This window comes from bacterium (assembly GCA_016708025.1).
Taxonomy (GTDB): domain Bacteria; phylum Zixibacteria; class MSB-5A5; order GN15; family FEB-12; genus FEB-12.
The window spans coordinates 228,286-242,763 of the sequence record JADJGQ010000002.1 but is presented as its reverse complement, the minus strand read 5'-3'; the positions used below and the strand labels follow the sequence as shown (position 1 = coordinate 242,763).

Below are 14,478 nucleotides of genomic sequence, written 5' to 3'. Positions count from 1 at the left end.
GTGTGGATTACAAAGACACGCGAAGTGAAACCCGACATCCAGCGAGAATCTAGTACAGCCGTTCCCGTTTGGCCAGGAAGGCGTACAACGCCTTGTCGAACGGCATCGCGGTGTCGATCGGATGGTAATCGATATTCGACTGGCGACAAGCTGTCGCGATCTCCTCGGAAAATGCTTTCGCCTGCAATGCAAAATCGCGCTTGATCTGGAATGGCGAGGTCGTGATCTCTTCCCCCGTCTCCATATCCTTGAAAATAACATCACCGGAGAATGCCAGGTCACGCTCGCGCGGGTCAAGAATATGGAAAATGATAACTTCGTGCTGGTTATAGCGGAAATGCTTCAACCCGGAAATGATCTTGTCGGCATTGTCCAACAAATCAGACATGATGATCACCAGCCCGCGACGTTTGATCCGCTCGGCCATTTCATGCAAGGCGGATGAGATATCGGTCTTTTCCGAAGGAACCTGCCCCGCCATTTCATTCAACAGGACATGGAGATGACCTGAACGTGAGCGTGGCGGAATGTAGCGACGGATCTTCTCATCGAACGTCACCAGCCCGACCGCATCCCGCTGACGAAGCATCATATATGACAACGCACCGGAAAGCATCAGGGCATAGGTATGTTTGGTCAACTTGGAGCCGGACTGGTAGGCCATCGACTTGGAGCAGTCGAGCAATAGATACCCTTTGAGGTTGGTCTCTTCCTCATACTGTTTGATGAAAAAGCGATCGGACTTGGCGAACAGCTTCCAGTCGATATCTCGGATATTGTCGCCCGGCATATACTGACGGTGTTCGGCGAATTCGACCGAAAAGCCATGGTAGGGGGATTTGTGCAGACCGGCGATGAAACCCTCGACCACCATGCGGGCGCGAAGTTCCATCCCTTTCAGTTTGGAGACGGTTTCCGGGTCGAGATATTGGCGGTAGTCAGTGGTCATAGGTTATTCATTCACCGGCTTTTTGCCAAGATCGACAAATATCAAAAACGCCATATAGGCAATGATCCCTAAGAGAAGCACGCCGGAGATAGCCAACAGATCATCGTATACCCAGCAGTATCCCTGTCCGGTCAGGCCGACAGTGTGCGCGACAATGGTCAGCCCAAATAGCCAGAACAGGATCTTCTTGGTCGTTACCGGCGCCGACGTAAAGAGGAAAACAAAACCGATTGCGAAAAACAGCAGTGTCTGACCGTTCACATGAGTATGAGCCAGGCCGAGGTTATGACGGAAATGCGACTCTTCCTCGACATGCTGGGCGGCATCGATCTCTTTCTGTTGAGCGAGCGCCATCAAGGCGATCCGGGCGACCTCGGCAGAGTCGAGCGGGATATCTTCGCCGGCATCAAATGAATCCCAGACCGGCGCCTGGACCGCCTCGGAATCGGAGGCGATCTCTTCGATATCTTTCACCAGCTCTTCATGGAGCGAAGCGCTATCGGTCATGACCGAATCAGCCTTCAGGTAAAGCGGGAGATCTCCTTCGCCGACCTTGCCGCTCGTTTCGTAAAAGATCCAGACTGCCCAGAAGCAGACCAGGAGCATTAACGAAGTGAAGATCCCGACAAACAGTTTGCCGTATGGCGGGAGATTGCGAATCTGCTGCTTCTCAAGAAAATTATCTGACATGCTGACCACTCAATTTTAGCAGTGCAGTATTATTGCCGGCATATGATTCATCCAGATCAGCCAACCCCTGTTTAATGAGGCGGGCATTGATGAATGTCCGGTTTTTGAGATAGAGATAAACGCGAGATTGCCGTTGCTCTCCCGCGAGTACGTTTTCATGGCGTATAAAGAGCTGCTCATTCTTGAGCGTCTCGCGGAGATACTGCATGGCCGGCGCTTCCTGTTCGGGGCGCGTGGTCACTCCCAGCAGTTCGATGACAGCATCGTTGCTGAGGCGGAGCCGTGTAGCGGAGAGTATCTCTTTCACGCGGAAGAGTTCTTCACGTCCGGTATCGGTGCTGTCTAGTTTTGAGCCAAACCGCACCTGCTTCAAGTCCGCCGTTTTATCCAGTTTGAGCGGATCGACAAATTGATACGGCAATGGCCGAGCGGGGGAATCGCCGGGATCCTGCGCGAATGTCAGACCTGTTGCTTCGGAGAGTTTTGCTTCCATCAGCGAACGATACTCCGGGTTGATCTCGTAACCGATTGAGTTTCGGCCGAGATTCATCGCGGCTTTTGATGTTGTCCCGCTTCCGAGAAATGGATCGAGCACGGTTTCTCCGGCAAAACTGAACATTTTGATCAGGCGGTGGGGGAGTTCCTCGGGAAACATCGCCAAGTGACTGTCCTGCTTCTCACCGGAGAAATTCCAGTGACCGCTGAAATAGAGATTCCATTCTTCGGTGGTAAGTTTCGATAGCTCTTTCATTTCAGCCGATGGTTTCGGAGCTTCTCCGTGCTTTTTGAACAGCAGGATAAATTCGTAGTCGATCTTCACCACGCCATTGCGGGGATAGGGGAATGATCCCATCACAGTCGCGCCGCCGGTCGTATTACAGGTGGTGACTTTCTGCCAGATGATCGATCCCATGAAATCAAAACCGATCGTTTCACAGAAGCGAGTTATCTCCGTCCGGATCGGGATGACTTTGTATCGTCCGTAGTAAACTGACCGGGCGAACTGGTCGCCGATATTGATACACAGCCGGCAACCGTCATGGAGAACGCGGTGGCACTCCATCCAGACCCGATTGAGGTTGTTGATATACTCTTCGTAGGAATCATCGAAACCGATCTGATTCGCAGAACCGTAATCTTTGAGTTGCCAGTAAGGAGGCGATGTGACCACGAGATGAATCGCACGATCATCTACCTGCGACATCGAGCGTGAATCGCCAAACAGAACCGTATGCCGGGTGGAGCGCTCGGTCATAGTGGAACATCCTCCCGCACAGGGAGATCGCTACGCTTTCTCTTTCACGGTTTCGAGGATCCGCTTGATCACTTCCATCGTGTCGACACCGTCAGCCTCGGCATTAAACGAGGTGACAATGCGATGGCGAAGGACCGGATAGGCGGCAAAACGAACATCCTCGGGCCCGGGAGTCGGACGCCCTTCGAGAATCGCCTTGGTCTTTGCGGCGAGAATCAAATACTGGGAGGCACGTGGACCGGCACCCCAGTTGACCCAGTTTTTCACGAATTCAGGCGCAGTCCCCTCTTTCGGGCGAGTCGCCCGTACAAGTTGCACGGCATACTCGACCAGATGATCAGAGACCGGCACACGTCGGACCAAACGCTGGAAGGTGACAATGTCTTCCGCCGATAAAACTTTCTGCAGATCGACCTGATGCACGGCCGTGGTAGACTTGACGATATCTTTTTCTTCCTGTTCGGAAGGATAGTCGACAAAGACATTAAACATGAACCGGTCAAGTTGCGCCTCGGGAAGCGGATAGGTCCCTTCCTGTTCGATCGGGTTCTGCGTGGCGAGGACAAAAAATGGTTCATCCAATTTGTAGGTCTGTCCGGCGGCGGTCACTTCATGTTCCTGCATCGCCTGCAGTAAGGCTGCTTGTGTTTTTGGAGGAGTGCGGTTGATCTCATCCGCCAGAATGATATTGGCAAAGACCGGACCTTTCACAAAGCGGAATGACCGTTTGCCGGAGGCGTGGTCATCTTCGATGATCTCTGTGCCGGTGATATCCGACGGCATCAGGTCGGGAGTGAACTGAATGCGATTGAATTTGAGATTAAACACGCGGGCCAGGGTGGAGATCAGCAGCGTTTTGGCCAACCCGGGTACACCAACCAGCAGGCAGTGGCCGGAAGAGAGCAACGAGATGATAAGTTGTTCGACAACTTTATCCTGGCCGATAATAACTTTGCCGATCTCGCGTGTGATCTGGGTATAGGAAGCGTGAAGATGTTCTACTGCTTGCAGGTCAGAACGTGCGTCTGAAGAGGACATGCTGGCTCCGTGGTCATTGAGTGTTGTCTGGCCATTGTACTCTGAAGCAGGGTACTCTGTTTCGCCAAATCCGGAATTGGGCTTAAGTATATAGGAGAGAAGAATTCAACACAACCCGAAAGCGGTTGCTGACTCCCCGCGATTGCGCCCAATGATATGGTTGATGACACCCGAAATCTGACTTGGTGAAGAGGTGATTTCCACCGGGGAAAGATCACCACTGGCCTGTGAAAAAGCAGAAACTGCGCGTCGATATGACCGCTAACTAGTAGCGGTACAATGAATAAGAACTGGCCGAACTGTGGACAAGTTGCCTCTCATAACCGAGTTTGTCTAAAATCAAGTCTCTTAAGGTCAATGAGTTAGCAGCCTATCCACAGTTCCGGTCTGATTTCCACACCACCCACTTCAAGTGTTACTTGAAGCTTTTCTTGTCAGAGCTGAACAGTTCGTCCTTTTCCTCGGACTTGGTGGCCGGCGGCAGGAATCCAAGATCGGTACCGCGCGTTCCGCCCTTCATATTGCACTGGCCGCAAAACATGGCTCCCTGCTCGATCACCAGAGATTTCGTCTTGATATCTCCTTCGAGCTCGCACTTTGCCTGCAGTTCAACTTTTTCGGAAGTGGCGACATTGCCGATCATGTGACCTGCGATGACCGCGGTATTGGATTCAATATCCGCTTCCACCAGGCCGGTTGACCCAACCGTCACACAGTCAGAACAAATGATCTTCCCCTTCACCGTGCCGTCAACTTTGAGTGCCCCTTTTACATCGATCGTCCCGGTGATGAGTGTGTCTTTGCCGATTATGGTGTTCATTAGGTCATCCACCTCACTGCTGAAGGTTTTCTTTATCATATGGGTTTTCCAGTGGATCTATTGGTTTCTCGTTTATCCGTATCTCATAGTGAAGGTGCGGCGCCGTTGACTTGCCGGAGCTTCCGGACAACGCGATACGGCTCCCGACCGCCACCTTCTCTCCCTGTTTTACCAACAGGGAGTCATTATGTCCATATAATGTGCTGGTGCTGTCATTATGTTTGATCACCACCATCCAGCCATACGTTTCATCCGAGCCGGCAAATTCTACCTGGCCCGAGCCGGTTGCCAGGACCGGGGTACCCTTGGCACAGGCGATATCGATCCCCGGATGGAACTTCTCGTCTTCCTCCGGCTGAAAGCCCTGCGAAATGAACCCGCGCAGGGGCAATCCTGCCGGCAGCGACGGATCGAGATCAGCCGGTCGATCCAAAATCGCAGCTACCGGTTTCGGCGAATCAATGATCGCCGAGTCGGAGTACTCCGGGAACTTGTAATCGATCCCTGCCAGACGAGTCAACCGTCGCACGGTCTCATGCGCCTGGTTCAGATTCTCCTCAAGCAACCTCACCTTATATTTGTACCGCCGCAACTCATCGTTTTCTGTCTGCAACCGTTCGGCCATCGCGGTGCGATAGACCATGGTGCCGTAGAAGACGAAAAACAGCACGATCCCGAGGACGACCAGTCCGATTCCGACACCGATAAGTTGCAGGACGACCAATCTGACTTTCCATTCCTTGGGCGCATGCGCGTCATCCGGAATGACCATGATCGTCACGAATTTTGTTTTCGACATCGTTATGCCGTGATCTTGCGGAACAGCTCGAGCAGCCGTTCGAGATCATCATCACCGTAATATTCAATTTCGATCCGGCCGCGTTTCAAACCGGGAGTGATCTTGACCGAAGTCCCGAGCGTCTGTTTGAGATACGATTCGATCTCACTGATCGCGGGGAGTTTTCTTTTGGGAACGAGACGGCGTTTTTTCGTGCGCGTGGTCGCCTGTTCCGTCGCACGCACCGACATGCCGCCATCGATAATGCGTCGTGCGGTGTCGAGCATCTCATTTTCAGAGGGCAATCCAAGGATCGCGCGTGCGTGACCTTCGGTCAATTCGCCGCGACGCACCATCTCCTGAATGGATGATGGCAAAGTGAGCAGGCGAAGCGTATTCGTCACCGCGGTGCGGCTTTTGTTCACCCGCACGGAGAGATCCTGCTGAGTGAGACCGCATTGCTCGATCAACTTTCTATAGGCGGATGCGAGCTCAAGCGGATTGAGATCTTCACGCTGGATATTCTCAACGAGCGCGAGTTCCAGCATGCGCGTGTCATCATCAACATCATTAATAATAACCGGCACATGCGTGAGACCGGCGATCTTCGCGGCGCGGAACCGTCGCTCACCGGCGATCAGCATAAATCCATTGGTGTGTTGCTTGACAACGAGCGGCTGCATCATGCCGTTCACACGAAGCGATTCCGCGAGTTCATTCAGTTTTTCCTGATCGAACTCATGACGCGGTTGCATCGTGTTCGGTTTGATCTGTTCGAGTGCCAGCATGCGATAGCTGCCGGAATCTGCCGAAGTTTCCGCGGCTGATGGATCTTCAGTCGGGATCAGCGCGCCGAGTCCTTTTCCCAGGACGAGTTTACTCATCGCGCCATCACCTCTTTCGTCAACGCCATATAATTCTCAGCTCCACTGGAGAGAATGTCGTACAGGATGATCGGTTTGCCGAACGAGGGCGCTTCGGACAAACGGACATTTCGTGAGATCACCGTCTCATATACTTTTTTATCAAAATGCTTGCGCACTTCTTCGGATACCTGCTTGGAGAGATTGAGACGCCCATCAAACATAGTCAGCAGGACACCTTCGATCTCCAGTGCGGGATTGAGATGTTGTTGCACCAGTTTGATCGTGTTCGTCAACTGCCCGAGACCTTCGAGCGCATAATATTCACACTGAATCGGAATGATCACTGAATGCGCCGCGGTAAGGGTGTTGATAGTCAACAAACCCAGCGAGGGCGGGCAGTCTATAATGATATACCGATATTGATCGGCGATCGACGCGAGTGCGGATTTGAGTCGTTGTTCGCGCGACAGCATGTTCACCATCTCAACCTCCGCGCCGACCAGCGATATGGAGGAAGGAATAACATGCAGGAACTGCAGTTCGGTCGGGATGATCGCCTCACCGGCTGACTTATGGCCGATCAAGACATCGTAGATGGAACTGGCCACCGTGTTTTTGTCGAGGCCGATCCCGGAGGTCGAGTTCGCCTGGGGATCCATATCAATGAGGAGAGTCTTCTGTTCGGCTGCGGCGAGACAGGAACTAAGGTTAACAGCGGTGGTGGTTTTGCCAACTCCGCCCTTCTGATTGGCGATAGCGATTATTCGATGCAAGCGACACTCCTTTGCGCCGGTCTGAAAACGGAAGTGTCATATGGTAAAGCGAGTTGCGATGGTAAGCAACAAAAAAATCCGGGAAAGAACAGCTACCTGCGGAAAAGCGTAAGTGATTTAACGAATTGATCGGTGCTGATTTTGTATGGAATGACTGTCATCGTACCGCCGCTAACCTCAAATTCAGGCTTCGAGAAGTAGGCAAAAACGCCAGTCGGCGAAAGCGCCGGGAGAATGCGGCGAAGGAGCTGCGGCGTCAGCTTGACATAGCGAAGCGTGATCAGGTCGAATCGAGTATCCAGAGGGACTTCTTCGAAAGTCCGGGGGATCGGTTTGCCCTGCAGATTGAGGTCAGCAAGCATCCGCTCGAGTGCGGCGGTCTTTTTCTGGGTCCGCTCAACCATCAGAGTCTCCCCTTTTACCCGTCCTGAGAGCAAGATAATGATGGAAGGGAGGCCGCCACCGGAGCCGATATCGAGGTAAGAGCCGAAATCTCCCTCGATCAAATCGAGAGGGAGGAGCGATTCGGCGACCATGCGATCAAAATCGGCGCGCGATGTTTCACGTGAAACAAGATTGACCTTCAGATTCTCTGCCATCAACAGATCCCAGTAGCGTGTGAGGCGCTCAGGTGCCAGGTGGCGTGTGATGATCTCCCCTATTTCAACTTCGCGGACCGCCAGCTCTGTCATGCGACCACCGATTTGAACCGCTTGAGGTGGACCGAGAGTACCGCCAGATCACCAGGTGTGATCCCCTCGATACGGCCAGCCTGACCAAGTGAGCCAGGTTTGAATCGACTGAACTTCTCGCGGGCTTCGTTGCGGAGTCCGGATATCGCCTGATAGGTGAACTGCTCCGGGATCTTCTCATGCTCGAGCTTCTTGAAATGGGCGATCTCTCTATCCTGCTTCTCGATATATCCATGGTAGCGAATGGCGATCGCAGCCCGTTCCATCGTTTCGCGGGCAAAGTGTTCCGACCCGAGCATGGCCTGAATGTGAGGGATGATCTCCGGAATGCCGACATTCGGTTGCTTGAGGAGAGTCTCGATAGTAACCGAGTCGAACTTTGTGAATCTCTCAGACAGATCCCCCAGTTCACTGACTTTCACGCGCGCCTTGCCGAATTTCTTGATCAGTTCATCAGTCGAGTTCTTGAGAGCCTCGAATTGCAGGTGATCATCGCTACTGATCAAGCCATACTTCCGGGCGTATCCGGCCAAACGGTCGCGAGCGTTGTCTTCCCGAAGAGCGAGACGATATTCCGATCGCGAGGTAAACATGCGATACGGTTCGGTGGTTGAGCGGGTGGTCAGGTCATCGACCATCACTCCGATATATGCCTCTGAGCGGTCGAGCACAAATGGCTCTTCCTTTTCCATATAGAGAACAGCGTTGATCCCGGCCATAATTCCCTGTGCGGCTGCTTCCTCGTAACCCGATGTCCCGTTTATTTGTCCGGCGAAGAACAAGCCTCGTAGACGGCGTGTCTCGAGCGAGGTGTTGATCTGGTAGGTCGGGCAGTAGTCATACTCCACCGCATAACCGGGGCGGGTTACTTTGACCTGTTCCAGCCCAATTACCGTGCGAATAGCCTCGGTCTGGACCTCTTCGGGGAGCGCGGTCGAAAAACCGTTCGGATATACCTCGCTGGTCCCATTCCCTTCCGGTTCGAGGAAGACGTGGTGAGTCGCCTTATCGGCGAAGCGGAAGAACTTGTCTTCAATCGATGGACAGTATCTCGGCCCACTCGATGTTATCTGACCCGAAAAGATCGGCGAGCGATGGAATGACGCGGAGATCACCTCTTTGGTTTTTGCCGTGGTAGACGTGAGGTGACAGGGGGTCTGCTCGAACGGTCGATAGGGTGATCGATAGGAGAAGAACGGAATAGGGTCTTCCCCTGGCTGAATTGAGCATTTTGACCAGTCGATCGTGTCGCCATCGAGGCGAGGCGGGGTTCCGGTCTTGAGACGTCCCAACTCAAAGCCAAGTTCGCGGAATGACTCAGAGAGTTTGTAAGCGGCCGGTTCACCGAACCGTCCTGCCTCGGTCTGCTTCTCGCCAATATGAATGAGGCCCCCCAGGAAAGTCCCGGTAGCGACCACAATCGCTTTGCATCTGAAGGGGGTGCCATCCTCGAGGCGGATTCCCACTGCCGAACCAGACTCAGTTAGGATAGCTCCGGCGAGTCCCTCGACAACAGTTAAGTTCTTTTGGCGTAAGCAATAATCTACTATGAACTGGTTGTAATATCGGCGGTCGGCCTGGGCGCGAGTGGACCAAACGGCCGGGCCGCGGGAGAGATTGAGGCGACGGAACTGGATACCGGTTGCATCGATCGCCTCTCCCATGATCCCACCGAGGGCATCGAGTTCTTTGACGAGCTGTGATTTTCCGATTCCCCCAATGGCCGGATTGCAGGACATCAGAGCAAGGCGCTTCGGGTCCATCGTGACGATGGCGGCGCTCTTCCCCATGCGGACAGCGGCCAATGCTGCTTCTACGCCGGCATGGCCGCCTCCTATAACAATCAGATGAAAATCAATGCTCATACTCCCAATATAAGGGATTTAGTGAGCCGAAGCATCACCCATCGGCGCGCCAGGTGGCGGAATCGGCTGGGGAACCTGATTCATCACCGGCGGAAGTGACTGCAAATAGGCGAATATCGATTTGAGATCTTCGTCGGTCATGGTACCGATCACCTGCCAAGGCATCGGCGGGAGGATTTCGCGACCCATTCCCATATGCTTGCCAGTCCGCATAGCTTCAATGAATGAATCTTCGGTCCAGGCACCGGTACCGGTCGTCTCGTCGGGCGTCAAGTTAGCGGCAAAGCTGATGCCCCATGGTCCCGCCCAGGCGGAGAGGTGCATATTGGTAGCGCCAATCCAGCCGGTCGGGGTAAGACAGGCAGTCGGGTATTCGGGGATAGGGTCATTTTCCGGCTGACCTGAGAGTTCGCGGCTCATGTCGAACTCAGGACCTTTCGGCCCCATCTTCTTCGGGGTGTGGCAATCGTTGCAGCCAGCGACCATAGTCAGGTACTTGCCACGGGCAATCATCTGTTCTTTGGTCATTCCGGCAGTCTGGGCGGCATCGGCTTTGTCAGCCTCAGCGTTCTGGCCGCACATGACGAGCACGCTGCAGCACGCGAGCGCCATGAGCACTGCGAGCAGTTGGAAAGAACGGTTCATGGTAGGGTCAACCTCCTGTAATAGAATGTAGTTTGGTAGTTGTGTTGTGCAGGTCTGCCTGCGTACCTCACCCTGCCCGGAGGGAAAGCAGTCGAATGTCAGGTTGGATAGGGCAACCCGGTTTCACGTGAAACCTTTATTTGCCGATACAGAATTTCCCGAATATGCGGCCGAGGATCTCCTCGGTATAGACACGTCCCGTTATTTCATCCAGTGAGAGTGAACCCTGGCGAAGCTCAAAAGCAACGATTTCGGGGGATTCTTCCGCCCGATTTTTCTCAATGGCGCTCTTGACCGCTTTGATCGCCACTGCCAGCTTCTGTTTATGTCTGGCCGAGGTCACCACTAACCCTGAGGTCATGTCCGGCATCCGCCTTCGAATCTGCTCGGTGATCTGTCCGGTCAAATGATCCAGACCGTCACCGCGCCGTGCTGACAACCGAATAAACGGGAGTTTGTTGGTCGATGTTTCAGTCTTTTGTTTGGCAATATCGATTTTGTTGAGCAGAACTATCGTTTTGTTGGCTGGTAAGTTAGACATATCTTCGTCAAGCTCGCGTTGCCAGCTTCGTCGAGTTAAATCGACCAGCCAGAGTAGAAGGTCGCTCTCTTTGATAATCTTTCTGGCTCGCTCTATCCCCTCTCGCTCGACCTTACTCCCCTTTTCGCGGAGGCCGGCGGTGTCGACCAAGTTTACAGCGAATCCAGCTAGTTCAATCCACTCGGAGAGATAGTCGCGGGTTGTCCCGGCGACTGAATGGACGAGCGCTCGTTCTTGTCTGAGAAGTCGGTTGAAGAGCGAGGATTTTCCCGCGTTGGGGCGTCCGCCAATCGCAACCGTGAACCCCTCGGAGATGATCCTCCCTCCCTGGTAGGTTTTGAGGAGGTCGCTCAGGTTTGCGGCAACCTGTTCAAGTCGGGCGGTGATTTCGGATCGTTCGGCCAGCGTGATCTCTTCTTCGGGGAAATCAATGGAGGCTTCGACCTCTGAAGTAACGGCCACGATCTGATCGCGCAGTGACGCGACATGCTCCGTATATGCTCCCAACAGATGCTCCCGCGCGGTCTGGTAGGAAGCATGGGAGTTGGCGGCGATCAGCTCCGCGACCGCTTCGGCGCGGGCGAGATCGATCCTGCCATTAATAAAGGCGAGGCGCGTGAATTCACCGGGGTCGGCGGCGCGCGCTCCCGAACGGAGCAGTTCGTCGAGAATCAGTTGCACCACCATCCGTCCACCATGACAGAAGATCTCTACCTGTTCAAGACCGGTGTAGGAATGACCCGCCGGCATGGAGACAGCCGTGACCTCATCGACCAGCTCGGCCGTGGAGGTACAGAAGCGGCAATAGCGAAGATGAAAGTGATCGAGCGGTTGAATGTCGCCGGATGGGGTACGAAGATGACGGGAGGCGATCGCCAGGCTGTCCGGTCCTGCCAGGCGAAGGGCGGCTATACCGCCCTCGCCCGGAGGAGTGATTATCGCAACAATGGTGTCGCCGGTTATCGCGCGGCTGGTACGCATTGGCTACGCCGTCTGGATCTCCGGATTCATCGGCTTGGAACGTTTGTACACGAAATAGTCCAGCAGTGAGAAGAGCGAGAAACAGGCCCAATAAAGAACCAATCCGGCCGCCAGCTTATAAAAGAAGAAGGCAAAGACCAGCGGCAACAGATACATCAGCATCTTATTCTGCTGGTTGGTCGCCATCGTCAGCTTCTGCGAAATAAACTGGAAGCCAACCATCAGCACGACCAGGACGATATACGGATCGGTAAATCCGGTGGCGCCGCGCGAGAGATCATCGATAAACCAGATCCAGGGAGCATCGCGCAGCAGAATGGTCTGACGAAAAACAGCAAAGAGGCCGAAAAAGAGCGGCATCTGCAAAAGCATCGGCAAACAACCGGAGAAGGGATTCACCCCGACCGTCTTATAGAGCTTCATTGTCTCCTGGTTTAGCGCCTGCGGATTGTTTTTGTGCTTCTTGCGCAGTTCATCGAGTTTGGGCTGAATATCCTTCATCGCCTGCATGGATTTGAAGGATTTCAACGATAGCGGCATGGTGACCAGCTTGACCAACAGCGAGAAGAGAATGATCACCCAGCCGTAATTAGGAATGCACTGGTACATCAGCGGGAGCAACCAGATGACCGCCAGCGCGAACGGCTTGATGATCCATCCGACATAGGCGGTCGTGCCTATACCGAGCATATCCTCGAGACCGATCTGGTAATCCGACATCAGGTCGTAATCGAGAGGACCGACAAAGATGGTGAAGCTGTCGGTGACTGCGCCTGCTCCGGCGAATGGCAACTCCAGGCCGAGCGTCAGTAGTTTGGCGGTAGTGTTCCCGAGAGAGGAAACAACCGGCTTGAGCTGTCCTTTGGCGAAAACGCCCTCGGCCGGACGGCTGCGCGGGATCATCACGGCGGCGAAATATTTGGCGCGGAGTCCCGCCCACTCGGTACTGCCGGTCAGCGACTGATTCAGCGTGTTGTCATCGAAATCATTCAGGTTGGTCCGCTGCTTTGACATCATCGCGACCGCTTCCATTGCTTCATAATCAGAGGCGGAGTCAGGCTCGGTCGGCTGCAGCGGTGTATTCCAGACAAGGTCATACTGTCTGTCGAAGCCGAGAGTACTCAAATTGGGGAGTTCGATCGCAAACCCGTAATCATACCGATCCGGGGAAAAATGGAAGCGTTTGATGATCTGGCCACCGGACGGAGTGGTATGTGTGTAGATGATATCCAACGGAGAACTGGTGGCATCGTACTTCCCCGGCGGCAGGTTGCCGACAAAGTTCATGCGACCGGTCGAAACGGTCCCGCCGGCAAACAGCGCCTCTGGCGTGGACGGAAGATTCCCGACCAGCATCTCCACCTGCTCCTGATTGCGGTAGGTGTGCTCCCTAAGTTGCAATGAGACCGGACCGCCGCCATAGCTGGAAAGGGTTACCAGATACTTCTGGGTCGTGACAACAATTGTGTCATGCGTGATGACCGAATCACCCACAGTCGGTGCAGCAGCAGTCAGGGTATCCATAGCGGCTGAGCCGGGAGGGGTGGTGTCGACGGCCGTACTTTCGGTGGCTGCCACCTGGCTGGTGTCGGTCACTCCGGCTGGGACGACCGGTTTCGGTTTCACAAAGCCAAGCCACTGCATGGCCGGCCAGAAGACCAGAATAGCGATAACCAGCAGGATGACAATCGGGAGAGTCTTTTTATCCACAGGAATTTCCTTATTCGTGGCTTCGAGTCATTCGACCGGGTCGAAGCCTCCTTGGTGCCAGGGGTGACATTTCGCCAGACGTTTCATCGCCATCCAACTGCCGCGCGCGGCACCATACTTGCGGAGGGCATCCTCGGCATAGTGTGAGCAGGTCGGATAAAAGCGACAGGAACGTCCGATAAACGGCGATAATGTGAAGCGATACAGATAGATAACTGCGATCAGGGGATAGGCAAACAGCGATGTTCGCTCAGGCGTTGCGATCGATCTGTTCGAACAGTCGTGTGACATCAGCTTTGATCTCATCCAGCGTCGGTAACTTCACTCCCGCTCTCGGGAGAATTGCCAGCGTGACCGGGAGGGTCAGGCCGGCGCGGGTCAGTCGGATCGCCTCACGGAACATCCGCTTGATACGGTTGCGGTCGTGGGCTTTACCATGACGACGCCCCAGGAAAATGCCGTATCTGAATCCTTCCGATGGGAGCCAGACCGCAGTATAAGAGGGGCTAGAATGACGACGGCCCTGTTTGAGCAGGACCGATACTTCTACCCGACTTTTCAGGGTCAAGCTTCGTGGAAGATTATTTCTTACGGCCAACGCTGACGGTCAGACGCTTACGACCTTTGGCGCGGCGACGACTCAACACCTTTCGGCCGTTCTTGGTCGCCATCCTGGCACGGAAGCCGTGGTCGTTCAATTTCTTACGATTGGACGGCTGAAATGTTCTTTTCATCTTTACTCCAAAATACTTTCTTACTTAGCCGCCTAATATAGCAGTCTGAAAGGGGAGGTCAAGGGGAATGTGGAGAAGTTGGAGCGGGGCTTGTGACCAATTTCCCCTCACCCGTCCGCCCAAGGCGGACACCCTCTCCCT

Annotated in this window: 16 protein-coding genes; all 16 read right to left on the bottom strand. The window is 54.1% G+C overall.

The genetic code is table 11. The features are described 5' to 3' along the window. Positions 1 to 49 precede the first annotated feature (49 nt). On the bottom strand, positions 50 to 949 hold the full coding sequence (locus tag IPH75_07320; GenBank protein MBK7141873.1) for a DUF58 domain-containing protein: 900 nt from the start codon (positions 947 to 949) through the stop codon (positions 50 to 52). A gap of 3 nt (positions 950 to 952) precedes the next feature. Beyond that, complete coding sequence (locus IPH75_07315) at positions 953 to 1,639, bottom strand: hypothetical protein (protein MBK7141872.1); 687 nt, start codon at positions 1,637 to 1,639, stop codon at positions 953 to 955. Continuing rightward, positions 1,629 to 2,843, bottom strand: coding sequence for a site-specific DNA-methyltransferase (locus tag IPH75_07310; protein MBK7141871.1), 1,215 nt, complete (start codon positions 2,841 to 2,843; stop codon positions 1,629 to 1,631). The genes IPH75_07315 and IPH75_07310 overlap by 11 nt, the downstream gene beginning before the upstream one ends. Before the next feature lie 81 nt (positions 2,844 to 2,924). Then, positions 2,925 to 3,932 (bottom strand): MoxR family ATPase, encoded by a 1,008-nt coding sequence (locus tag IPH75_07305; protein ID MBK7141870.1) that lies wholly within the window; start codon positions 3,930 to 3,932, stop codon positions 2,925 to 2,927. Between the two features lie 415 nt (positions 3,933 to 4,347). Next, positions 4,348 to 4,791 carry a polymer-forming cytoskeletal protein gene (locus IPH75_07300; GenBank protein ID MBK7141869.1) on the bottom strand — a complete coding sequence of 148 codons (444 nt, stop codon included), beginning with the start codon at positions 4,789 to 4,791 and terminating at the stop codon, positions 4,348 to 4,350. Beyond that, the gene (locus IPH75_07295; protein MBK7141868.1) at positions 4,766 to 5,551 is read right to left on the bottom strand and encodes a M23 family metallopeptidase; all 786 of its coding nucleotides are present in this window, start codon (positions 5,549 to 5,551) and stop codon (positions 4,766 to 4,768) included. Before IPH75_07295 ends, IPH75_07300 begins: the two co-directional genes overlap by 26 nt. Before the next feature lie 2 nt (positions 5,552 to 5,553). Next, a complete protein-coding gene (locus IPH75_07290; GenBank protein MBK7141867.1) occupies positions 5,554 to 6,414 on the bottom strand; it encodes a ParB/RepB/Spo0J family partition protein in 861 nt (286 codons plus the stop codon). Continuing rightward, positions 6,411 to 7,169 carry a ParA family protein gene (locus IPH75_07285; GenBank protein ID MBK7141866.1) on the bottom strand — a complete coding sequence of 253 codons (759 nt, stop codon included), beginning with the start codon at positions 7,167 to 7,169 and terminating at the stop codon, positions 6,411 to 6,413. Before IPH75_07285 ends, IPH75_07290 begins: the two co-directional genes overlap by 4 nt. Before the next feature lie 92 nt (positions 7,170 to 7,261). Next, entirely contained in the window at positions 7,262 to 7,861 is a 600-nt protein-coding gene (locus IPH75_07280; GenBank protein MBK7141865.1) for a class I SAM-dependent methyltransferase, read from the bottom strand. Further along, the gene (gene mnmG / locus IPH75_07275) at positions 7,858 to 9,726 is read right to left on the bottom strand and encodes a tRNA uridine-5-carboxymethylaminomethyl(34) synthesis enzyme MnmG (protein MBK7141864.1); all 1,869 of its coding nucleotides are present in this window, start codon (positions 9,724 to 9,726) and stop codon (positions 7,858 to 7,860) included. Before mnmG ends, IPH75_07280 begins: the two co-directional genes overlap by 4 nt. Before the next feature lie 18 nt (positions 9,727 to 9,744). Continuing rightward, on the bottom strand, positions 9,745 to 10,308 hold the full coding sequence (locus tag IPH75_07270; protein ID MBK7141863.1) for a c-type cytochrome: 564 nt from the start codon (positions 10,306 to 10,308) through the stop codon (positions 9,745 to 9,747). A 199-nt stretch (positions 10,309 to 10,507) separates the two neighbouring features. Then, on the bottom strand, positions 10,508 to 11,893 hold the full coding sequence (gene mnmE, locus IPH75_07265) for a tRNA uridine-5-carboxymethylaminomethyl(34) synthesis GTPase MnmE (protein ID MBK7141862.1): 1,386 nt from the start codon (positions 11,891 to 11,893) through the stop codon (positions 10,508 to 10,510). Between the two features lie 3 nt (positions 11,894 to 11,896). Continuing rightward, positions 11,897 to 13,603: a membrane protein insertase YidC gene (gene yidC / locus IPH75_07260; protein ID MBK7141861.1), complete on the bottom strand. Its 1,707-nt coding sequence runs from the start codon at positions 13,601 to 13,603 to the stop codon at positions 11,897 to 11,899. A gap of 27 nt (positions 13,604 to 13,630) precedes the next feature. Continuing rightward, positions 13,631 to 13,894, bottom strand: a complete 264-nt coding sequence (yidD, locus tag IPH75_07255) for a membrane protein insertion efficiency factor YidD (protein ID MBK7141860.1) — start codon at positions 13,892 to 13,894, stop codon at positions 13,631 to 13,633. Then, positions 13,854 to 14,171 (bottom strand): ribonuclease P protein component, encoded by a 318-nt coding sequence (gene rnpA / locus IPH75_07250; GenBank protein ID MBK7141859.1) that lies wholly within the window; start codon positions 14,169 to 14,171, stop codon positions 13,854 to 13,856. The genes yidD and rnpA overlap by 41 nt, the downstream gene beginning before the upstream one ends. 13 nt (positions 14,172 to 14,184) lie before the next feature. Further along, on the bottom strand, positions 14,185 to 14,337 hold the full coding sequence (rpmH, locus tag IPH75_07245; protein MBK7141858.1) for a 50S ribosomal protein L34: 153 nt from the start codon (positions 14,335 to 14,337) through the stop codon (positions 14,185 to 14,187). Between the last annotated feature and the right edge of the window lie 141 nt (positions 14,338 to 14,478).